Consider the following 20721-nt stretch of genomic DNA (forward strand, 5'->3'; position numbering starts at 1 on the left):
CATGACGCAAACCACGTTAACCTTCATTCGGTTCGAAAACGGAAGCTGGCAAGGCCATATTCAAGCCAGCAGTGAGCCGAGTCTAGAGGTCAGCTACCAGGGCGAAACCCTTAACAATGTTGACCTGTCGCCCGCAGAAGACGGATGGGATTTGCGCATACAGGTGCCTGTTGCCGCCCTATCCGAAGGCGTGCACACGTTCGTCATTGCAGACGCAGCTAATGCTGAAAAGCTGGGACACTTCACGGTAATTTCGGGTGAGCCTGCAGCAGATGATCTCAGGGCCGAAGTAGATTTGTTGCGTGCAGAGCTGGATATGCTGAAACGCGCATTTCGTCGTATCTGCCGGGACGGCTACTGATCCGTTCTGGCCTGTTTTTTCTATCCTTTTCACCGATTCCGTGCATCATGGTTGCATTCGAAACGGATCGTGCCCAGCCATGGACCGCAGCAGCATTGTCAAAGTCATCGCGTTGATGGTGACAGGATTTGGCATCGGTATAGATTTTACCGGTGCCCTCATGCTGGTGCCTGCAATCGAAAACGGCTTTGACGCCGATATCACCAGCACCCAATGGGTTCTGAACATCTATGCGTTGTTTTTTGCCATGACCATGGTCGCAGGCGGGCGGCTTGGCGACATGTATGGCCACCGCAGGATGATGCTTTTTGGCTTGTCGATCTTTCTGTTTTCCTCGGTCATGTGCTTTGTTTCGCCTAGCCTTGACTTCCTGATCGTTGCACGTGCGTTGCAAGGTATTGGCGCGGGATGCGTCTGGCCTTGCACTCTGGCGTTCGGGGCAACCAAGGTGGCGAAGCCTGAGCATCGGGCGTTGGTGATGGGGCTTATTCTGGCGGGTGTGACGACCGGTAATGTGTTTGGCCCGATGATTAGCGGGCTGGCTGTGAACCTGGGGGAGTGGCGGTACTTCTTCCTCGCCAATGTCGTCTTTTCCTGCATTTCGATGGCCACCGCGCTGATCCTGATGGAACGGGAAACCCATCACAAACAGGGTGAGCATCTCGACCTCGCCGGAATGGGTGTATTGTCCTTTGCCGTATTAATTCTGCTTTACGGTCTGGATGTGGGCGCGGATTGGGGGTGGACGTCCGTACCGTTGTTGATGCTCTTTTTCATCAGCGCTGCGCTTTTCATTCTGTTCCCGAAAGTCGAGCAACGCGTAACAGAGCCACTGCTTTTACCGCAGATGATGCAAAACCGCGAGTTTCGCATCACCCTTGGCCTGAACATGTTCAACGTGTCCGCGGCTTTTGTGGGGCTGCTGTATTTCCCGCAATACATGCAAAAGGTGCTGGGCTGGTCCACGTTTGAATCTGCACTGGGGTTGGCACCGCTAACCGTGTTGCTCGCGGTGGGGTCAGTCGTTTCAGGCACGCTTTACAATGATTTCGGCCCCAAGCGGTTACTGTTTTGGGGGTACCTGATTGCCACGATTGGGGCTGCGACGATTGTGGTGATGCCCAGCGATCTGGGATACTTTCGTATCCTGCCCGGCATGGCGATGATCGGACTGGGGGCAACCCTGACCGTCGGACCGTCCGGCACGGCTGCAATGTGTGCAGTGAAGCCGGAACGGGCTGGGCTGGTCGGCGGTCTGAGCTTTATGACCCATCTGGTTTATGGCGCAATTTCTGTCGCGTGTGCCACGGCCATTATGTACGTCGTCAGCCTGTCTGAGCTTCGCCAGTATGTGGTTGCTTCCGGTATCAAGTTGACGGAAGCAGAGCTTCGGACGATCAATGGCGGAACACTTGATACGCCGTCCGCCCACGCGGTTATCAGCCGGTTGTCATCCAGCGAAGCAGAGACGGTTCATCGGGCATTGTCGGCAGCGTTTGACAGCGGGATGAGTATGGCTTTCGTCTTTTCAGCCTTATCGGTCTCGGTCGGTCTCGTTCTGGCGCTGCTTCTCGATGAAAAGAAACTGCGCAGGATCGAAAGCTGAAGCCGGTCAGAAAGGGCTGCGACATGCGCAGCCCCTACAGTTTACTGTGACGGCCCGTTGGGGTTAAAGGCCGACAGCCCCTTCAGGATGTCGATAGCATAGGCCAGCTGGTAATCCTCTTCCCTCAACTCAGCCGTCGCCTCAGCCTTGGCGCGATCTTCTTCGATCTGGCGGATCTCATCTTCGCTCAGGCTGTCATTGTTGAGGCTGCCCCGCAGATCGGCCTCGGACCGCGAACGGGCGTTGGTTTCTTCCTCTTCCGGTTCAGGCGCCGGGCGGGGTTGTTCCACGATAATATCAGGGCTGACACCCAGAGCCTGAATCGACCGCCCTGATGGTGTGTAATACCGGGACGTGGTCAGGCGCATCGCACCATCACCCCGCAGCGGCATCACCGTCTGAACCGACCCCTTGCCGAAGCTTTTGGTGCCGACGACGATAGCGCGGCGATGATCCTGCAAGGCACCGGCAACGATTTCGGACGCTGAAGCCGATCCGCCATTTATCAGCACGACAATGGGTTTGCCTTCCGCCAGATCTCCGGGCGCAGCGTTGAACCGCTCACCCTCTTCCGGGTCCCGTCCACGGGTCGACACGATTTCACCTTCGTTCAGGAACGCATCCGAAACTTTTATGGCCTGTGTCAACAGCCCGCCGGGGTTGTTGCGCAGGTCCAATACGACACCATTGACCTTGTCGATGCCACCGGCTTCTTCGATCTGTTCCCGCAACCCTTCCTGCAGGTTTGGGAAGGTCTGATCATTGAAGGTCGTTACGCGCAGGACGACGCTAGTGCCTTCGGTGCGCGCACGAACGGCGGTCAGCTTGATCGTGTCACGGATAATGGTGACATCGAAGGGATCAGGCTCGCCTTCGCGCACGACGGTAATGACAATCTCTGAGCCGACCGGACCACGCATCAGATCGACCGCTTTGTCCAGCGTCAGGCCCAGAATGCTTTCTCCATCCACATGTGTGATGAAATCGCCGGCTTCGATCCCGGCCTCGTCAGCGGGTGTGTCATCTATGGGAGACACGACTTTGACAAAACCGTCTTCCTGCGTGACCTCAATGCCCAGCCCACCGAACTCGCCCCGAGTCTGCACGCGCATCTGTTCGGCATCATCGGGCGAAAGATAACTGGAGTGCGGATCAAGAGAGGTCAGCATGCCATCGATTGCAGCCTCGATCAGTTCTTCGGGCTCAACCTCTTCGACATATTGTGCGCGGATGCGCTCGAAAATGTCACCGAACAGGTCAAGCTGTTCATAGACGCTGGCCTTGTTCACGGCTTCTTGCGCCAGCAGGGGGCCTGCGATCTGCGTTGTAGCAAGAATGCCTGCCACCGTTCCGGCCAAACCGGCCATCACAAATTTCTTCATACTCGTTTATCCATCCTTGTCGGTCCGAAACCAAGTTTCCGGGTCCACCGGGCTGTTAACTTCTCTTACCTCTATATAGAGCGTTTCTGGGCGATCAGTTCCAGTGCCATCACCGCTTGTTGACAATATTGCGCCTATTTCCGGCGTTTCACCCGGCATCAGGCCAACCGGAGTGCCTTTTGGGATCACCTGCCCGGGTTGACCATAGACCTCTTGCAAGCCCGAAAACACGAACAACAGGCCCGGTTGCGGCTCCAGAATGACCAGGTTTCCCAGATCCAGCAATGGCCCGCGATAGCGGATCGTGGCCGCGGTTGGGGATGTTACAAGCGCACGGGAACGAGTGCCGATAACCAGACCTGCGCGGGTAACCCCTGTCGCGTCCGGCTCACCTGCCTTGCGAAGCACGACGCCTTGAACTGGCAAAGCGATCTGCCCTTTCTGGTCCAAGACACTTGCGTCGGATTCCATTATCTCACCTTCCGAGATTTCTGACAGGCCGCTTGCGAAGCCATCCAGAGTCTCGGTGGATGATATCAGAATGGCCGTGCGCACCGGGTCTTCAACAAATCGACGCGGCAAATCAGTGCGGTCGGCAATCGCTTCGCTCAACCGTGTGCGGGCCTCTTGCACACCGCTCAGTCCTTCTGTCAGAGTTTCCGAGGCGCTTTGCTGCAGAAGGCGCAGTGTCTGAACTTCGTTCAGGTCCTGTGCCAGCGCTTGCGCTTTTGCGTTGAGACCAGGCGTGACTTCAGAAAGTATCATTCCGGCCCGCGCCGCGCCCAATGGGCCTGAAGGGTGCAACATCAGCACCGGCGGGGCGGTCGTTTCAATGGTCTGCAAAACGCCAAGCAATTGCCTGACATCCTTTTCGCGCACGCTCAGTTGCGCGCTCAGTTGCGCTTCGCGCGTCGCAGCTTTGCGCAGACCATTCCGCATCGCGCTTAGCCCGGCCTCATAGGCCTGTATCGTTTCGGTCAACGCGCGCACCCGATCCCGGGCACCTTCGGCTTCAGTCAGAGAGATAGACGCCTGTTCCAGCATCTCTGCGGCTGCAAGTGCAGCCTGGGATGAGTCAGTCTGGGCCAGAGCCTGCAAGGTTGACAGCAAAAATAGTGCAAGGGCGGTCAGCCTCATGACAATAGGCTTTCTCCGGTCATTTCTGGCGGTTTGGGCAGGTTCATCAAGTCAAGCAGCGTCGGCGCCAGATCAGACAATCGACCTTGACGCAATCGCGCCCCTTCAGGTCCGCCAACCAACACAACGGGCACTGGGTTCAGCGTGTGCGCCGTATGTGCACCACCGGTTGCCGGATCAACCATCACTTCACAGTTTCCGTGGTCGGCGGTGATGATCATTGCACCGCCTGCCTTTTCCAAGGCAGCAACGACCTGTGCCAACCCTGTATCGACAGCCTCACATGCCTTGATCGCCGCTTGCAGATCGCCGGTATGCCCGACCATATCAGGGTTGGCGTAATTGGTCACGATCAGGTCATACCCTTGTTCAATCGCCTCGACAAACCTGGCTGTGACCTCAGCCGAGGACATCTCGGGCTGCAAGTCATAGGTCGCGACTTTAGGTGACTTGGGCATACAGCGATCTTCACCCTGTTCCGGGGTTTCCTTACCCCCGTTCAGGAAAAAGGTTACATGGGGGTATTTTTCAGTTTCAGCCAGCCGGAATTGACGTAATCCCTGCTTGGCCACCCATTCCCCGAGCGTGTTCTCAATCGCCCGTTTCGGAAAAACCGTGGTCATGTATGCGTTGTGACCGTCCGAATAATCCACCATACCCAGCAGCGCCGACAGTTTTGGCCGTGGCCCGGTTTCGAACTCTGCAAAGCCCGGTTCACCAATCGCGCGCAGAATTTCGCGAGCGCGATCTGCTCGGAAATTCAGACAGAAGAAGCCATCTCCGTCGACGACGCCTTCGTAACCTTCCAGTACGGTTGGCGTGATGAATTCGTCAGACTCCGACTGGTTGTAGGCGTGGTCCACGGCGCCATGTGCGGTGTTGGCCGCCCTGCCCTTGCCGTTGATCATCGCGTCGTAAGCTTCTGATACCCGCTCCCAGCGATTGTCGCGGTCCATGGCGAAATAGCGACCGCTCACCGTGACAACGCGGGCACCCTCGGGCAGCCGCTCTTCCAACCGGGACAAATAGGTCAGCGCAGATTTGGGGGCCACATCGCGCCCGTCGGTAACGGCATGAAGGGCGACAGGAACGCCGGCGTCCGTAATGGCCCTGGTTGCAGCTATGATGTGGTTCAGATGCCCATGGACACCACCGTCCGAGACCAACCCCATAAGGTGAGCCGTCCCCCCGGAGGCTTTGACCTTGGAAATAAAAGCCTGCAGGGCCTCATTGCCAAAAAATGAACCGTCTTCGATGGCCAGGTCAATCTGACCCAGATCCATGGCAACAACGCGACCTGCGCCGATATTGGTATGGCCTACTTCGGAATTACCCATCTGCCCGCTGGGCAAACCCACATCAGGGCCGTGCGTTACCAGCGTGGCGTGCGGGAATTTGGCCATGATCGCGTCAAAGGTCGGAGTGTTCGCCAGTAAAGGCGCATTCGCCTGCTTGTCGTCGGACAGGCCCCAACCATCAAGAATACACAGAACAACTGGTTTGGGGGTGGACATTGAAATTCTCCGATTACTGCTCTTAGGTCATCTTCTACCGTCTGGCTGGTAAGGGGTGAACCGTCTTTGGGTTAATTTGCGCAGAATTAATCAAGCCGCCGGGCGCCCAAGGTCTCCCGCTGGAAGACAACGAACCCCTGAACAACTCAATTAAAGGGCCTCATGTTTTGTTCGATGAAAACGCGGACAAAACTAATCTTTTAGGTAGCTTTTGTATGGCTGCGCCATGCGGTCGCGATACTTGACCGTCAGTTCCAACGGCGTGTCGTTTTCGTCGTAAATACCGATCATGATTCCTGTACCCCCACTTCGCGTCCGCATATCGACCAACTGCTGTTCGGATCGGGTAGTGCGCTGAGACGTGCGCCGCGCCCAGGCGAACAGGTGATCATACATCTGCGCGATAACATCCGAATGGTCCGCGCTGTCACCTAAATCGATCAGCTCATCCGGGTCGTTTTCCAGATCGAACAGGATCGGCCTGTACCCACCTTCGCAATGGATGAGCTTCCACTTTTCATTCGCGACCATGAACATCACCGCATCGCGAACAGATGCGTTCAGCCGCTGCGCGATCGGAGACGCGGAATAGTCGTACTCGCAGATTGCGACCGTTCGGGGCGTTTTGTCGGACTGACCATGCAGGATCGGCAGCAGAGAATACCCCTCGAGAATATGACCGGCTTTTTCACCGCCTGCCTGTTCCAGAAACGTTGGCGCCAGATCGATCGACTCGACCAGCGCGTCGCAGGTGGTGCCGCGCGTGAGGTCTGCTTCAGGTGACGGATCATAAATAATCAGCGGCACTTTGGTTGAGGCATCGTGGAAGAACGTCTTTTCACCCATCCAGTGGTCGCCCAGAAAGTCGCCATGGTCTGAGGTCAACACGATCATCGTGTCGCCCATCCGCCCGGTTTTCTCCATCCAGTCGAACAGGCGACCCATCTGGTCATCAGCTTGTTTGATTAGCCCCATGTAAGCTGGGATCACCGCCTCGCGGACATCCTGACGCGAAAATGCCTGCCCGACCTTGGTGTCCATAAAGGCCTTCAGGACGGGGTGTGCAGTCATTCGCTCGCCCTCAGAGCGGACCACGGGCACAACATGCTCTGGTCCATACATCGAAGCGTAAGGTTCTGGCACAACGTAAGGCCAGTGCGGCTTGATATAACTGAGGTGACAGCACCATGGTCCTTCATGGCTTTCCATGAACTCGATCCCACGGGTCGTCAGATATGGAGTTTCACTGTCCTCTTCTGCAATGTTTGCAGGCTCGGATGAATTCTTCAGGAACCAGCCTGACAGAACATTGCCATCGGCATCCAGACCGGAATTGGCAAAGTCATGCCAGGGGTTGTCGCTCTCGTATCCCTTGTCCGCAAGGTATTGGTTGTATTTCTTTGCCCCGTCCGGATCATAGAACCCATCCGGACCTTCGGCACGCAACCCGTCATCGCGTTCGAACACGTCAAACCCGCATTCCGCCACGCGGGCACCGATGACGCTGTCGGGCTCCAGCCCAAGACGGGCCATCCCCTCGGCATCCGCGGCCATATGTGTCTTGCCAACAAGCCAGCAATCCATTCCCGTTTTGCGCAGGTGGTCGCCCAGCGTGATCTCGCCCACTTTCAGAGGGATGTTGTTCCATGATGCACCATGGGAATGCACATATCGTCCGGTATAGGTCGACATACGTGAACTGCCGCAAATCGGGGACTGGATGTAGGCGCGGTCAAAGCGGACACCGCGCGCGGCCAGACGATCGATATTCGGAGTGTGCAGATGTGGATGCCCATAACAGCTTAGATAATCCCAGCGCAGCTGGTCGAACATGATGAACAGGATATTCTTTGCCTTGGCCAACGCGACGCCTCTCCGAAAGTCATGGGGACCTAGTTAGCCATTTCCGCCCGCAGAGCGAAGAAAAACTTGCTTCAGGTCTGCTGTTCCATTTGTTCCGGCATCTTCCTGGCACGTTTGCATTGCAATTGGTCGCGCAGCGGGCTGTCCGGGTCAACATCTTTTTGGCACACAACGCACTTATCAGCGCCCGAAATCGCGTTCAGGCCACCACAGCTGCCCTTGATGGTCTTACCCATCAGTATGACACCCAAAGACATACCGACCATGACAAGTGCCAGCAGAATAAATGCCAGAATAAAAGTGCTCATCTTGGTCCCTGCCTGTCAGTTGGTTCCCAAAGCGTCTTTGAACGCGGTGCTGTGCGACGTAATATAGGCATCTTCGCCGCCTGTCACATCCCGCGAAATGAAGTACACGGCAAGTTTATGCTTTTCCGCAATGTCCATTCCCTTCTCCTGACCCAAAGCCAGCATGGCCGTTGCCCAAGCATCCGCCAACATTGCGTTTTCCGCCAGAACCGTGACAGAGGTCGTGCGATGTGTGATCGGGCGTCCCGTGGTCGGATCGATGATATGCGAATAACGCACACCGTCCTGCTCGAAGAAATTCTTGTAATCACCCGAGCTGGCCATGCCACGATCATCCAGGGAAACGATCAATTGAATGCTTTGAGCACCCGTTTCAGGCTTTTCGATGCCAATGCGCCAGGCTTCGCCCTGCTCATTCTTTCCCTTGGCGACAAGATCACCGCCGATCTCGACAAGGTAATCGTCGATACCGGCATCCAGCAAAGCGCCGGCAACCGCATCGATGCCATAGCCCTTCGCAATCGCCGACAGGTTGATGCCCACTTGCGGATCAGATTTTGACAGAGTACCAGATTCGGTGTCGAGCGTCAGCAAACTGGCTTGCCCGACGCCGCTTAACGCGGCCTCGATTTCGGCATCCGATGGCACCGGATCCTCGGGCTTGCGCGGGCCAAAGCCCCAAAGTTCGATCAGCGGGCCCAGAGTTACGTCAAAGGTCCCACCGGTTTTTTCGTGCACGTCATTGGCTGCCGAAAGGACCAGCGCGAGTTCGTCTGAAACCGGAACCGGGGCTGTGCTGGTTGAAGCCGAAAAGACAGAAACCTCGGACTTTGGATCCCAGTTGGACATCTTGGCGTTGACCTCGGCCAGCGTCTCTTCGACCGCGGCGGCCAATGCGGCCTCATCAATATCTTCACCGATCGCGGTAATATTGAAGGTCGTGCCCATTGTTTCGCCCGACAGGCGAACCACCTCGGGTTCCTTGTCGAACAGACAGCCGGAAAGGAGGGTGGCAACGGCCAGTAAAGGCATAAGACGCATCGGTCGATCTCCGGGAAATTCTGTGCCCGGCATATGCCAGTGGCCCCGGCCAGAGTCAAACTGCGATCACATCTTTAGCGGCAGGAATCCCAGCACCAACAGGCCGACCCCCGCCGGCACGCCAAAGAACCACGCACGTTTTTGCCAACCCGGCGGCTGTTGCTTCCACGCCATGCGAAAATTGTGGCCGCATACGACAACCGCAAAGAAGATCAATGCCGCTATGGGTGGAGTAAGATAGAGTTCACTCAATAGCTTAAACGTCCTTTCCGAGCCCGCGTTTTTGCCGATCCGCGCAATTGCACACTATACAGGTCGTTTAGCTGCGCTAAGGTGAAAGGGAAAGACTTTGCAAGAACCACAAGGAGATTGCCCATGGCTCCAACCTCTTACCAGTCGCCCTCGCGCGGCGACAAGGCTGACAAGACGACGTACAGCCAGTCAGCGGAATCGAACCTGTCGCACTCGCAGACAACTGTGGCCAAGCTGCTTGAAGGTAAAGGGGACGCGGTTTTTTCGGTGCGCCCAAACGACACCATTCATTCTGTGGTCAACACGCTGAAGGAAAAACGGATTGGCGCTGTACTTGTGACGGATCAGAACGGGGTGTTGCAGGGGATTTTGTCAGAACGGGACATTGTCCGGCGGATGGCAGATACACCCGGCCAGACCTTGCCGCAATCGGTCGAAGACCTGATGACCAAGGACGTAAAGACCTGCACACCGGATGATCTGCTGAATGAAGTCCTGAAAACAATGACCGAAGGCCGTTTTCGCCATATGCCGGTGCTGCGCGACGGTAATTTATGCGGCGTTATCACGATCGGAGACGTTGTCCATTTCCGCCTGAAAGAGCTGGAATACGAAGCCCTTCGCATGAAGCAAATGATCGTCGGTTAATCGTCCATTGTTCAAACGGTTGAGGCGAACCGAACGCAGCCGGCGTTGATCTCGGCGGCTGTCAAACGACCCGAAGCGAAAGCCCCTGTGTCAAGAGACACCACCCGGTTCTTGACCCGGGGGAGGTCTACGATGGTGTGGCCATGCACCACCCATTGGCCATCGCTGCGTGCGAGCCTGGGAAACATGGGATGCCCCCAGAGGCAAATCTGTGGTTCCTGGACCTCAACCGGCTGTCGGGGGTCTAGGGCCGCATGAACAAATGTGACGTTGCCGCTGGTCCAGGTCAGGGGCCGATCGGCAAGCCAGTTGAGCAGGCTTTCTCCCATCTTGAGGCGAAGGTCATCCGCCAATTTTTGAACCTGCTGGTTTTCATTGGTATTATCAGGCGGTTTTAGCCCGAAAGACGCCAGCGTTTGCACGCCCCCGTTTTGAAACCAGAGCCGGGCATTGCATTCCGGCACATCCAGAAATCGCAATAGCATCTCTTCGTGGTTTCCAAGAAGACATTGAACACGACCTTCTGACGTCTCGCTCAGGTGACGCAGATGGTGCAACACCTGTGCGCTGTACGGCCCCCGATCGATGTAGTCGCCGACAAAAACCAGCGAGCACTGATCGTCCAGCCTGGGCAACAACGCCTGCAGCAAGTCCAGACGACCATGAATATCGCCCACGGCCGTCACTTTCGCAGCCGGAGCGATGTCGCAAGGCACTGTATCCGTTGTCTGCCCCGGTGCGCGGTCGAACCGCCGTCTGATCCAGTTCGTAATCATGCACGTTGATCCCTACCCTTCTCGTCAATTGGCGGCAATGAACAACTGATTGAATCGGCAAAGAGTTGACCAATGACGTCGGGATGTCCGATATGACTTTCGAAGTGGTCAAAAGTATTTGCCCCGATACCAGGGACAAAGTCTTTTGATCAGCAATAGTCATGCAGGGCGTATTGAGGGTTCTATGAAACGGGTTTTGATTACGGGCTCTGCGGGGTTCATCGGGTTCCATCTGGCGAAACTGTTGTTGGAGGAAGGGTACCGCGTGCATGGCTACGACGGGATGACGGATTATTATGACGTGGTCCTGAAGCAGCGTCGCCATCAAATTCTGCTTCAGACACCCGGCTTTACGGCAACCGAGGATCGGCTGGAAAACTATGATCGGCTGTTGCAGGTCGCCGAAGAATTTCAGCCGGATGTCATTGTTCATCTGGCGGCTCAAGCCGGTGTTAGACACAGTTTGGAACACCCCCGCAGCTATATTGAATCAAACGTCGTTGGAACTTTCAACGTGATGGAAATTGCGCGTCAGCATAAGGTGGAACATCTTTTGATGGCATCGACCTCATCGATATACGGTGCCAACGAAGAGATGCCGTTCACCGAGACGGAAAAAGCCGACACCCAACTGACCATCTATTCCGCGACAAAGAAGGCGAATGAGGCGATGGGGCATTCCTACGCGCATCTGTGGGACTTACCGACGACAATGTTCCGGTTCTTCACTGTGTACGGCACTTGGGGGCGGCCCGATCTGGCGTATTTCAAATTTGTTGCCGCCATCCTGGATGGCCGCCCGATCGATATCTACAATCACGGTGACATGTATCGGGACTTCACGCATGTCGAAGACCTTGTGCGCGGGATCAGATTGCTGATCGACGTGCCTCCGGTGCGGCCAGCCAGTCGTGATGACATCGTGGACGGTGACAGCCTGTCACCCGTCGCGCCCTACCGCGTCGTAAACATCGGCAACGGAGACAAAGTGCGTCTGATGGATTTCATCGAAGCCATCGAGCAGGCCGTAGGAAAGAAAGCCGTGAAGAATTTCATGCCGATGCAGTTGGGTGATGTATACGCCACTTGGGCTGACAACAGACTGCTACAACGACTGACGAACTATCGTCCACAGACAGAGCTGAGTGACGGTATCGCTCAATTCGTCGCGTGGTATCGGGACTATTACGGAAAATAGCGCGGGCCAGCCGCCAATTGAAAAAACCGGCGTGTTCAACGCCGGTTTTTCTTTGTTTCTTACCCACCAAAATCGTCGAGCATGATGTCTTCACGGTCCACGCCCAGATCCAGCAGCATGTTGATGACCGATTGGTTCATGATTGGCGGACCACACATGTAGTATTCGCAATCCTCGGGCGCTGGGTGGTTCTTGAGGTACTCTTCAAACAGAACGTTATGGATGAAGCCAGTATAGCCTTTCCAGTCATCCTCGGGCTGTGCGTCCGACAAGGCGACGTGCCAATCGAAATTGTCGAACTCTTCGGCCAATTGGTCGAAATCTTCAACAAAGAACATCTCTTTCTTCGACCGCGCACCGTACCAGAAGCTGATCTTGCGATCACGGTTTTCCAAACGCTTAAGCTGGTCAAAGATGTGGCTGCGCATCGGCGCCATGCCCGCGCCACCGCCGATAAACACCATCTCTTTTTGGGTTTCGCGGGCGAAGAACTCACCAAACGGACCCGAGATTGTCACCTTGTCACCCGGTTTCAAGTTGAAGATGTAAGACGACATCTGACCCGCCGGAATACCCTCTGAGCCCGGAGGGGGCGAGGCGACGCGGACGTTCAGCATGATCATGCCTTTTTCATCTGGATAGTTGGCCATCGAATAGGCGCGTTCGATCGGCTCATTAACGACCGAGTCGTACTGCCACAGATTGAAGCGATCCCAATCCTCACGATATTCCTCTTCCACGTCGAAATCGGTGTATTTCAACTGGTGTGCCGGAGCTTCGATCTGGATGTAGCCACCAGCGCGGAAGTTCACATCCTCACCTTCCGGAAGGTCCAGGGTCAGCGCTTTGATAAAGGTCGCTACGTTCTCGTTCGAACGAACGGTACATTCCCATTTCTTTACGCCGAAAACTTCTTCCGGAACTTCGATGTCCATGTCCTGCTTGACGGCAACCTGACAAGACAGGCGATCACCACACGACGCTTCGCGTTTCGTGATATGGCTCTCTTCGGTTGGCAGGATCGACCCGCCCCCCGAATGCACCCGCACTCGACATTGCGCACAGGTGCCGCCGCCACCGCAGGCCGAAGGAACAAAGAGCTTCTCGGCAGCCAGTGTCTGTAGCAGTTTGCCACCTGCTGGAACGGAAATGGTCTTTTCGCCGTTGATCGTTATGTTAACGTTGCCAGTCGAAACCAGCTTGGATCGGGCGGCCATGATGATGGCCACCAATGCCAGAACGATTAAGGTGAAAAGAGCTACGCCTAGGGTAAAGGTTTCCATCAACGCCCCCTTACAGTTTCACGCCTGAGAAGGACATGAAGGCCATGGCCATCAGACCTGCGGTAATGAAGGTAATGCCAAGACCTTGCAGGCCATCGGGGATGTCCGAATATTTCAGCTTTTCCCGAACTCCGGCCATTGCCGTGATTGCCAGCGCCCAGCCAAAACCGGAAGACAAGCCATAAGTCGCCGCCTCAGCAAAGTTGTAATCACGCTCCACCATGAACAGAGACCCACCAAGGATGGCGCAGTTTACTGTGATCAGCGGCAGGAAGATCCCCAGCGCATTGTAAAGCGGTGGGAAGTACTTATCCAAAACCATCTCAAGTATCTGCACCATCGCCGCAATCACACCGATATAGGAGATCAGGCCAAGGAAGGTCAGGTCCACATCCGGGAACCCTGCCCAGGCCAGCGCTCCCGGCTTGAGCAGATAGTTCAGCAACAGGTTGTTGGCAGGTACGGTGATGGCCTGAACAACCATGACCGAAATACCCAGACCCAGCGCGGTTGATATTTTCTTGGACACGGCGATGAAAGTGCACATGCCAAGGAAAAAGCTGAGCGCAAGGTTTTCGACAAAGATGGCCTTTACGGCCAGTGAGATCAGACCTTCCATCAGTGGGCCTCTACCTGCTGAATTTTGTATTCACGCTCTTCCACCTGGTTCGGCTTCCAGGTGCGGAAGGCCCAGATGATCAGACCGATGATGAAGAACGCCGAAGGCGGCAACAGCAGCATGCCGTTGGGCACGTACCAGCCGCCGTTGTTGACGGTTTCCAGAATCGTGATTCCGAACAGCGACCCTGCCCCAAACAGCTCGCGAATGAAGCCGACCAGCAGCAGGATCAGGCCATAGCCCATTCCGTTACCCATCCCGTCGATGAAGGACGCAACCGGGGGATTCTTCATCGCAAACGCCTCGGCGCGGCCCATCACGATACAGTTGGTGATGATCAGGCCGACAAAAACCGACAGTGTTTTCGAAATCTCGAAGGCGTAAGCCTTGAGGACCTGATCCACCAGAATAACCAGCGAAGCAATGATGACCATCTGCACGATGATCCGGATCGAGCCCGGGATCTGGTTTCGCAAGCATGAGATGAAGAAGGACGAGAAAGATGTCACAAATGTCACCGCGAGCGCCATCACGAACGACACTTGCAGCGATGATGTCACCGCCAGTGCCGAACAGATGCCAAGCACCTGCAGGGTAATCGGGTTGTTGTCGACAAGCGGGTCGACCAGCATCTCTTTTTTGGTCTGGGACATCAAATCTCTCCTGCTTGCAGTTTGGCCAGGAAGGGACCATAGCCCGCATCGCCCATCCAGAATTTCACAAGGTTATCGACACCGACCGACGTCAGCGTGGCTCCCGCCAGCGCATCGACATAGAAATCTGGTCCGGCTGAGGGCTGCGATTTGGCAACGGTGATTTGCAATTCACCTGCTTCGTCGCGCAGCTTTTTACCGTTCCACATTGCTTTCCAGCGTGGGTTGTCCACTTCGGCCCCAAGGCCCGGTGTTTCACCATGCTGATAGAATTGCAGACCGTAGATATCGTTGCCGTTATTCTCAAGCGCGATAAAACCATAGAGCGTCGACCATAGACCATAGCCGTGCAGAGGCAGGATCACCTTGTCCAGTTCACCTGCGTCATCGCGCAGCAGATATATAATGCGGTACTTGGATTTGCGTCCGATACCGGCGGGGTCGTTGTCCAGCGCGACGCTCAGCTCTGGATCGCTGGCGGCGGCGATGTCGTCAAACGTGGTCGGATCAAACTGATCATCGACGAACGCACCGGTGGACAGTTCCAACACATGTGGTTCGAACGCGGCAAAAGCCTCTGTTACGTCTATGCCGGGCTCGAACACGCCCGCAACTTGCAGAACGTTCACCTGTTTGTCCTTCAGGCGGTTGGCTTCTTGCACCGGGCGCAGACTGACTGCGGCCGCGGACACTACCATCGAGGCGACCAGACAGACGGCAACGGCGATGAAGATCGTCTTGCCAACTGAATCCGGCGATGCCGCCAGAAACTTGGCCAATGCGCCCTTGGGTTCGTGGGATTGCGTATCAGACATGACGACGCGCCCTCCGTTTGATGTTGGCTTGCACGACGAAATAGTCGATCAGCGGTGCGAAAACGTTCCCGAACAGGATTGCCAGCATCATGCCTTCGGGGAAAGCCGGATTGATCACACGTATCATCACGACCATCACACCGATCAGCGCGCCGTAGACATAGCGACCCACATTGGTGTGGCTGGCCGAAACCGGTTCCGTCACCATAAAGGCCAGACCGAAAGCGTAACCTCCCAACACGATATGCCAGTACCATGGCATCGCAAACATCGGGTTCGTGTCCGATCCGATCAGGTTCAGCAGCAGGGTAAAGCCGATGGTGCCCGCCAGACAGCCCACAATCAGGCGGTAGTTGGCGATCTTGGTCATCAGAAGGAAAGCCAGACCGATCATGCAGGCCAGTGTCGATGTCTCGCCAAAACTGCCCTGGATTTGGCCGAAGAACGCGCTCGACCACGTGATGCCGTCAGCAGCCAGGGCCTGCACGCCGTCAGCAGCCGATACCGCCAGAGCCGTTGCGCCCGAAAACCCGTCAACCGGGGTCCAAACCGCATCGCCCGACATCTGCGCGGGGTAAGCAAAGTACAAAAAGGCCCGTCCAACCAATGCCGGGTTGAGGAAGTTCTTACCCGTTCCACCGAACACTTCCTTGCCGATCACAACACCGAAGATGATGCCCAATGCGACCTGCCAAAGGGGCGTGGTTGCAGGCATGATCAGCGTGTACAGCATTGATGTAACAAGGAAACCTTCGTTCACCTCATGCCCGCGAACGGTCGCGAAAATGACCTCGAAGATGCCGCCTGCCACCAGCGTGACGATATATATCGGCAGGAAGTACATCAGCCCGTGCATGACATTGGCAAAAATGCTGTCCGGGTTCAGCGAAATGCCAAATACCTGCAAAATCGCGATCCGCCAGCCGGTAGCCGAGTCCGACCCAAGCTCAGCAATGGCTGAATTGGCCTGATAACCGGTGTTCCACATCCCCCATAAGATACAGGGGATCGTCGCGATCACGACGTAGGTCATGATCCGCTTCATATCCACGTAAGACCGCGCATGAGGGGCAACGGTGGTCACAGTTTTCGGAGTGTAGATAAAGCTTTCCACCATCTCGTAGATGGGAAAAAGCTTCTCGTACTTGCCGCCCTTGGTAAAGTTCGGCTCGATCCGATCGAAGAAGCTGCGCAAACCCATTTGGATCAGCCCTCCTTTTCAATCTTGGTCAGGCAATCGCGTAGCGCCAGCCCGTATTCATATTTCGCAGGACAGGCGAAGCCCACAAGACCGAGATCTTCTTCATCCAGCTCCAGCGCGCCCAGAGACTGGGCCGTGTCCGTATCCATTACAAGCAGTGCCCGCAGCAATTGAGTGGGCAGATAGTCCTGCGGCATCAGTTCTTCGAAAACACCTGTCGGCACCATGGCGCGACGACCGCCGTTCAGGTTGGATGTGAACGCATACAGCTTCTTGGCGAATGCAGAACCCAATACAGGCTGGACCGAGTATTTCGACGGCATCGGACGAATCCAGCCCAATGGGATTTGATCGGGGTCTTCACGGATAATGCTGATCTGACGTGCAAACCGGCCCAGATAAGCTGTCGGGCCATCAGCGTGTCGGCCCGACAGGATCGAACCCGAAATGATCCGAGGTGTGCCGTCCAAATTGACTTCGTCGCGGGTCAGATCGTCAGTTGATGCGCCCATCACGGTACGGATCAAACGCGGTTGACGCGCACCGGGCCCCGTCAAAGCAATCACGATATTGGGATCCAGATGGCCGGTCAGCATCAAGCGGCCAATGGCGATGACGTCCTGATACCCGATGGTCCAGACCTGCTTGTCACCTGCAAGAGGTTCGAGGAAGTGAATATGCGTTCCAGCCAGCCCTGATGGATGCGGGCCTTCGAAAGATGCAGTTTCGACACCGGCGACATCTGTGCCGGGTATTGCGTCGCCTTCATTTTGGCAAAGATAGGTTTTACCCTCGGTCAGCGTGGTGACCGCGGCCAACCCGGCAGCAAATGCTTCCGGTGCCTCCGCAAGGATCAAGGCAACATCCGCAGCCAGCGGATCACTATCCATTGCGGTGACAAAAATTGCATCCGGTTTGACGCCGGGCTCCGGCATTTTTGAATAGGGCCGCGTACGGAACGACGTCCACAGACCGGCAGCGCACAGTTTGGCGGTCACGCCTTCAGCGCTATCAGCATCCCCTACGCCCGAGAAATCCATACCAGCGTCATTGACGTCGGACACTTCGATCACAACGCTTTGCAGCACCCGACGGGCACCACGGTTGATCGCGACGACCCTGCCACTGACCGGTGCGACCATCATCGCGTCAGGTGCATCCTTGTGACAAAACAGCGGCGCGCCACGCGCAACACTGTCGCCTTCCTGCACAAGCATCTTGGGTTTCAGGCCGATGTAGTCACCGCCCAAGACGCCTACGGTCGAGTATTCCGGGCCCGGGTGAATGGTCTGGTCAGGAGCGCCTGCCACTGGCAGATCCAGCCCTTTTTTCAGTTTGAAAGTTTGCATGTTGCTACGTTCTTCCAAGCCTCTTTTCTGCGCCAGCTCTGCCAACGCCCTTTCGGGGTCATGCAATAGCGCGGTTTTCTCGAACCTCCGTCGCAAAAGCGTCGAAAACGGTCCAAAATCCGCAGGCGTATTTCCGATCAAGGACCCTTTACGCGGGGAAGTTCACAAACGCAAACCTGTTACCGCCAAAAGTTAAGAATGAACCACACAATCCTGCAATTTACCGTTCAAACCTACCGAATCCGAAGCATACAATTGTATGTCGCGCCCACCCACGTTCCAGTGTAAGCAACCGGAATGGAAAAAGACACAGATTTGGAAATCTTTCTGGTTGCCACCCCAGGCCTTGAAGCACCTCTCGGTGACGAGGCGCAATCGAACGGATTCGCAGGGGTCAGAACCGTACCAGGTGGCGTGTCATGCCGGGGGTCGTGGCCCGAGGTCTGGCGTGCCAACCTGATGCTGCGAGGCGCCAACAAGGTTCTGGTGCGACTCGGCAGTTTCCCCGCTGTGCATCTTGCCCAATTGGACAAACGTGCACGCAAATTCCCTTGGGGTGATGTCTTGCGTCCTGACGTGCCGATCAAGGTGGAGGCCACCAGCCGCAAATCCAGAATTTATCATGCGGGTGCAGCGCGTCAGAGGATCGAGCGGGCAATATCCGAAACATTGGGCGCTCCGATTTCATCCGACGCAGGGCTTCGGGTCTTGCTCCGAATCGAGAAAGACATTTGCACGATCTCCGTCGACAGTTCTGGCGAGCTATTGCACAAGCGCGGCCACAAGGAAGCCATTGCCAAGGCTCCGATGCGAGAAACAATGGCCGCAATGTTCCTGAGAGAGTGCGGCTACTCAGGCGACGAACCCGTACTGGACCCGATGTGCGGGTCAGGCACATTCGTGATCGAGGCCGCCGAGATCGCTCTGGTTCTGCGTCCTGGCCGCTCCCGTAGTTTTGCATTCGAAGAACTGGCGGGTTTTGATCCTGATCAGTGGCAAAAGATGCGAAGGGAAACGAATACGGCAGAATGTGCCCTTACCTTCTACGGCTCGGATCGTAACACCGGCGCAATTGATGCTGCGACCGCCAATGCTGAAAGGGCACAAGTCGGTGCTTGGACACGGTTTCGACAGCATTCCGTCAGCGACATCAAACCACCCGAGGGTCCTGCGGGGCTGGTCATTGTCAACCCGCCATATGGAGCGCGAATTGGTGACGAAAAACGCTTGCGTTCAGTCTATGGTGCCATGGGAAAAACCCTGATGAACCGGTTCAGGGGATGGCGCGTAGGCCTAATCACCAGCACCCCCGGGCTTGCTCGGGCCACACGCCTGCCATTGCTGGCACCAGGACCGGTAGTGGACCATGGAGGAACCAAAATTCGCCTGTACAAAACCGATCCCTTGTCGTGATTGCCAAATCGGGTTCCGCCCAAGTTCTTTTCGATTTTTGAGACCGAGTGATCCGGGTGTCCCCATTTCAAAAACCTCTTGCGCAACAGCAGCACCGCGTATAGATCACCCGCCACGGTCGGAGTGTAGCTCAGCCTGGTAGAGCACTGTCTTCGGGAGGCAGGGGTCGGAGGTTCGAATCCTCTCACTCCGACCAATAAAACAAGGCGCCCAATGGCGCCTTTTTTGTTTTCTGGGGATCGGCCGCAACGATATCCGCAACGTTTCGTTCGATAGATGTGCTCAGTTCTGTCCGTCGTCAGGGATTTTGGGACAGATGGCGCTCTGATCTAAGAGAGAGCGTGGCTCATCTGGTTGGATTGATTATGCGGCGGATTTGCGGTGAAGCAAGCGCCGGGTTTCGATGGTCTTTCGCTTGATCCTTTCTCGTTGTTTTAGAATGGTCTGTCCGCGTCCGAAGTAGACATCAGCGGGCGTGAGGTTTTGTAAGCTTTCGTGGTAACGCCGGTGATTGTAGTGATCGACGAAAGCATCGATCTGCTGCTGAAGGTCACCGGGCAGATAGTAGTTTTCCAGCAAGATGCGGTTCTTGAGAGTCTGGTGCCAGCGCTCGATCTTGCCTTGGGTTTGCGGATGGTATGGCGCGCCTCGAACATGATCCATTTTCTGATCTTCCAGCCATTCGGCAAGCTCACCAGAGATGTAGCTGGACCCGTTGTCGCTGAGCAGGCGTGGTTTGTGCAGAACCGTCGCCTGATCGCAGCCCGAAGCCTGCAAAGCCAGGTCCAGCGTATCGGTGACATCACTGGCCTTCATCGTCGTGCAGAGCTTCCAGGCGATGATGTAACGGCTGTAATCATCGAGGATGGTCGACAGATAGAACCAGCCCCAGCCGATGACCTTCAGGTAAGTGAAGTCGGTCTGCCAGAGTTGGTTCGGCCGAGTGGTTTTGTCCCGGAACTCGTCGGCCGCCGATAGAACCACATAGGCCGGGCTGGTGATCAGGTCGTAGGACTTGAGGATGCGATAGACCGAAGCCTCTGACACAAAGTACTTTTCTGTGTCGGAGAAGCGAACTGCCAACTCACGCGGGGAAAGCTCACTTTCCTTCAGGGCCAGGTCCTTGATCTTCTCGCGCACTGGCGTGGGAATGCGGTTCCAGACCCGTGATGGCTTGGGACTACGATCCTCAAGCGCCTCAGGACCACCCGACAGATACCGGTCATACCAGCGATAGAAGGTGGTCTTCGGAATGCCCAGCTTTTCCAAGGTGCGTTTGGTCGGCAGATGTGATCCCTCCAC

The 20721-nt window shown here is 56.0% G+C and carries 20 protein-coding genes and 1 tRNA gene; 6 read left to right on the forward strand and 15 right to left on the reverse strand.

All coding sequences use genetic code 11. The features are described 5' to 3' along the window. Position 1: 1 nt before the first annotated feature. On the forward strand, positions 2-361 hold the full coding sequence (locus tag AC2FJB_RS10610; RefSeq protein WP_496718301.1) for a hypothetical protein: 360 nt from the start codon (positions 2-4) through the stop codon (positions 359-361). 79 nt (positions 362-440) lie between these two features. Next, complete coding sequence (locus AC2FJB_RS10615) at positions 441-1967, forward strand: MFS transporter (protein ID WP_496718302.1); 1527 nt, start codon at positions 441-443, stop codon at positions 1965-1967. 41 nt (positions 1968-2008) lie between these two features. On the opposite strand, the gene AC2FJB_RS10620 is transcribed toward AC2FJB_RS10615, so the two are convergent. The 7 genes from AC2FJB_RS10620 to AC2FJB_RS10650 form a co-directional block, all read right to left on the reverse strand. Beyond that, positions 2009-3349, reverse strand: coding sequence for a S41 family peptidase (locus tag AC2FJB_RS10620; protein ID WP_496670512.1), 1341 nt, complete (start codon positions 3347-3349; stop codon positions 2009-2011). A 6-nt stretch (positions 3350-3355) separates the two neighbouring features. After that, positions 3356-4486: a murein hydrolase activator EnvC family protein gene (locus AC2FJB_RS10625; protein WP_496718303.1), complete on the reverse strand. Its 1131-nt coding sequence runs from the start codon at positions 4484-4486 to the stop codon at positions 3356-3358. Beyond that, positions 4483-6000 carry a 2,3-bisphosphoglycerate-independent phosphoglycerate mutase gene (gene gpmI / locus AC2FJB_RS10630; RefSeq protein WP_496718305.1) on the reverse strand — a complete coding sequence of 506 codons (1518 nt, stop codon included), beginning with the start codon at positions 5998-6000 and terminating at the stop codon, positions 4483-4485. Before gpmI ends, AC2FJB_RS10625 begins: the two co-directional genes overlap by 4 nt. 192 nt (positions 6001-6192) lie before the next feature. After that, a complete protein-coding gene (locus AC2FJB_RS10635) occupies positions 6193-7863 on the reverse strand; it encodes a sulfatase-like hydrolase/transferase (RefSeq protein ID WP_496718306.1) in 1671 nt (556 codons plus the stop codon). A gap of 71 nt (positions 7864-7934) precedes the next feature. After that, complete coding sequence (gene nqrM / locus AC2FJB_RS10640; RefSeq protein ID WP_496718307.1) at positions 7935-8171, reverse strand: (Na+)-NQR maturation NqrM; 237 nt, start codon at positions 8169-8171, stop codon at positions 7935-7937. 15 nt (positions 8172-8186) lie between these two features. Beyond that, positions 8187-9212: an FAD:protein FMN transferase gene (locus AC2FJB_RS10645; RefSeq protein WP_496718308.1), complete on the reverse strand. Its 1026-nt coding sequence runs from the start codon at positions 9210-9212 to the stop codon at positions 8187-8189. Between the two features lie 66 nt (positions 9213-9278). Beyond that, positions 9279-9464, reverse strand: coding sequence for a hypothetical protein (locus tag AC2FJB_RS10650; protein WP_299897950.1), 186 nt, complete (start codon positions 9462-9464; stop codon positions 9279-9281). Between the two features lie 123 nt (positions 9465-9587). Here AC2FJB_RS10650 and AC2FJB_RS10655 point away from each other — a divergent pair, with 123 nt between their 5' ends. Then, positions 9588-10112, forward strand: coding sequence for a CBS domain-containing protein (locus AC2FJB_RS10655; protein WP_117873119.1), 525 nt, complete (start codon positions 9588-9590; stop codon positions 10110-10112). A gap of 11 nt (positions 10113-10123) precedes the next feature. Here AC2FJB_RS10655 and AC2FJB_RS10660 read toward each other — a convergent pair whose 3' ends face one another. Beyond that, on the reverse strand, positions 10124-10888 hold the full coding sequence (locus tag AC2FJB_RS10660; protein WP_496718309.1) for a metallophosphoesterase family protein: 765 nt from the start codon (positions 10886-10888) through the stop codon (positions 10124-10126). A gap of 184 nt (positions 10889-11072) precedes the next feature. Here AC2FJB_RS10660 and AC2FJB_RS10665 point away from each other — a divergent pair, with 184 nt between their 5' ends. Further along, a complete protein-coding gene (locus AC2FJB_RS10665) occupies positions 11073-12086 on the forward strand; it encodes an NAD-dependent epimerase/dehydratase family protein (RefSeq protein ID WP_496718310.1) in 1014 nt (337 codons plus the stop codon). Between the two features lie 59 nt (positions 12087-12145). Here AC2FJB_RS10665 and nqrF read toward each other — a convergent pair whose 3' ends face one another. From nqrF to AC2FJB_RS10695, 6 genes are read right to left on the reverse strand one after another with little or no spacing between them, the layout of a single operon-like run. Beyond that, positions 12146-13369 (reverse strand): NADH:ubiquinone reductase (Na(+)-transporting) subunit F, encoded by a 1224-nt coding sequence (gene nqrF / locus AC2FJB_RS10670; protein WP_117873116.1) that lies wholly within the window; start codon positions 13367-13369, stop codon positions 12146-12148. 10 nt (positions 13370-13379) lie between these two features. After that, entirely contained in the window at positions 13380-13988 is a 609-nt protein-coding gene (gene nqrE, locus AC2FJB_RS10675) for an NADH:ubiquinone reductase (Na(+)-transporting) subunit E (RefSeq protein ID WP_050603817.1), read from the reverse strand. Beyond that, the gene (locus tag AC2FJB_RS10680) at positions 13988-14641 is read right to left on the reverse strand and encodes an NADH:ubiquinone reductase (Na(+)-transporting) subunit D (protein ID WP_171125643.1); all 654 of its coding nucleotides are present in this window, start codon (positions 14639-14641) and stop codon (positions 13988-13990) included. The genes nqrE and AC2FJB_RS10680 overlap by 1 nt, the downstream gene beginning before the upstream one ends. Next, positions 14641-15456 (reverse strand): Na(+)-translocating NADH-quinone reductase subunit C, encoded by an 816-nt coding sequence (locus tag AC2FJB_RS10685; protein WP_496718311.1) that lies wholly within the window; start codon positions 15454-15456, stop codon positions 14641-14643. The genes AC2FJB_RS10680 and AC2FJB_RS10685 overlap by 1 nt, the downstream gene beginning before the upstream one ends. Then, entirely contained in the window at positions 15449-16657 is a 1209-nt protein-coding gene (locus AC2FJB_RS10690) for an NADH:ubiquinone reductase (Na(+)-transporting) subunit B (RefSeq protein ID WP_117873113.1), read from the reverse strand. Before AC2FJB_RS10690 ends, AC2FJB_RS10685 begins: the two co-directional genes overlap by 8 nt. A gap of 5 nt (positions 16658-16662) precedes the next feature. Further along, positions 16663-18006, reverse strand: a complete 1344-nt coding sequence (locus AC2FJB_RS10695) for a Na(+)-translocating NADH-quinone reductase subunit A (protein ID WP_496718312.1) — start codon at positions 18004-18006, stop codon at positions 16663-16665. A gap of 297 nt (positions 18007-18303) precedes the next feature. Here AC2FJB_RS10695 and AC2FJB_RS10700 point away from each other — a divergent pair, with 297 nt between their 5' ends. Both AC2FJB_RS10700 and AC2FJB_RS10705 read left to right on the forward strand, forming a co-directional pair. Next, positions 18304-19419, forward strand: a complete 1116-nt coding sequence (locus tag AC2FJB_RS10700) for a THUMP domain-containing class I SAM-dependent RNA methyltransferase (RefSeq protein WP_496718313.1) — start codon at positions 18304-18306, stop codon at positions 19417-19419. Between the two features lie 119 nt (positions 19420-19538). Next, a tRNA-Pro gene (locus AC2FJB_RS10705) sits at positions 19539-19615 on the forward strand. A gap of 167 nt (positions 19616-19782) precedes the next feature. Here AC2FJB_RS10705 and AC2FJB_RS10710 read toward each other — a convergent pair. After that, positions 19783-20721: IS3 family transposase (locus tag AC2FJB_RS10710; protein WP_496718314.1), on the reverse strand; the 939-nt coding region annotated here is incomplete at its 5' end.

The organism is Ruegeria sp. CDSC085 (assembly GCF_059610465.1).

Coding starts and splice junctions, on each gene's coding strand:
- AC2FJB_RS10685 (WP_496718311.1), bottom strand. CDS start 15,456: ATGTCTGATACGCAATCCCACGAACCCAAGGGCGCATTGGCCAAGTTT.
- AC2FJB_RS10680 (WP_171125643.1), bottom strand. CDS start 14,641: ATGTCCCAGACCAAAAAAGAGATGCTGGTCGACCCGCTTGTCGACAAC.
- AC2FJB_RS10610 (WP_496718301.1), top strand. CDS start 2: ATGACGCAAACCACGTTAACCTTCATTCGGTTCGAAAACGGAAGCTGG.
- AC2FJB_RS10615 (WP_496718302.1), top strand. CDS start 441: ATGGACCGCAGCAGCATTGTCAAAGTCATCGCGTTGATGGTGACAGGA.
- AC2FJB_RS10620 (WP_496670512.1), bottom strand. CDS start 3,349: ATGAAGAAATTTGTGATGGCCGGTTTGGCCGGAACGGTGGCAGGCATT.
- AC2FJB_RS10645 (WP_496718308.1), bottom strand. CDS start 9,212: ATGCGTCTTATGCCTTTACTGGCCGTTGCCACCCTCCTTTCCGGCTGT.
- AC2FJB_RS10690 (WP_117873113.1), bottom strand. CDS start 16,657: ATGGGTTTGCGCAGCTTCTTCGATCGGATCGAGCCGAACTTTACCAAG.
- AC2FJB_RS10660 (WP_496718309.1), bottom strand. CDS start 10,888: ATGATTACGAACTGGATCAGACGGCGGTTCGACCGCGCACCGGGGCAG.
- AC2FJB_RS10625 (WP_496718303.1), bottom strand. CDS start 4,486: ATGAGGCTGACCGCCCTTGCACTATTTTTGCTGTCAACCTTGCAGGCT.
- nqrM (WP_496718307.1), bottom strand. CDS start 8,171: ATGAGCACTTTTATTCTGGCATTTATTCTGCTGGCACTTGTCATGGTC.
- AC2FJB_RS10655 (WP_117873119.1), top strand. CDS start 9,588: ATGGCTCCAACCTCTTACCAGTCGCCCTCGCGCGGCGACAAGGCTGAC.
- gpmI (WP_496718305.1), bottom strand. CDS start 6,000: ATGTCCACCCCCAAACCAGTTGTTCTGTGTATTCTTGATGGTTGGGGC.
- nqrE (WP_050603817.1), bottom strand. CDS start 13,988: ATGGAAGGTCTGATCTCACTGGCCGTAAAGGCCATCTTTGTCGAAAAC.
- AC2FJB_RS10700 (WP_496718313.1), top strand. CDS start 18,304: ATGGAAAAAGACACAGATTTGGAAATCTTTCTGGTTGCCACCCCAGGC.
- AC2FJB_RS10665 (WP_496718310.1), top strand. CDS start 11,073: ATGAAACGGGTTTTGATTACGGGCTCTGCGGGGTTCATCGGGTTCCAT.
- AC2FJB_RS10695 (WP_496718312.1), bottom strand. CDS start 18,006: ATGCAAACTTTCAAACTGAAAAAAGGGCTGGATCTGCCAGTGGCAGGC.
- nqrF (WP_117873116.1), bottom strand. CDS start 13,369: ATGGAAACCTTTACCCTAGGCGTAGCTCTTTTCACCTTAATCGTTCTG.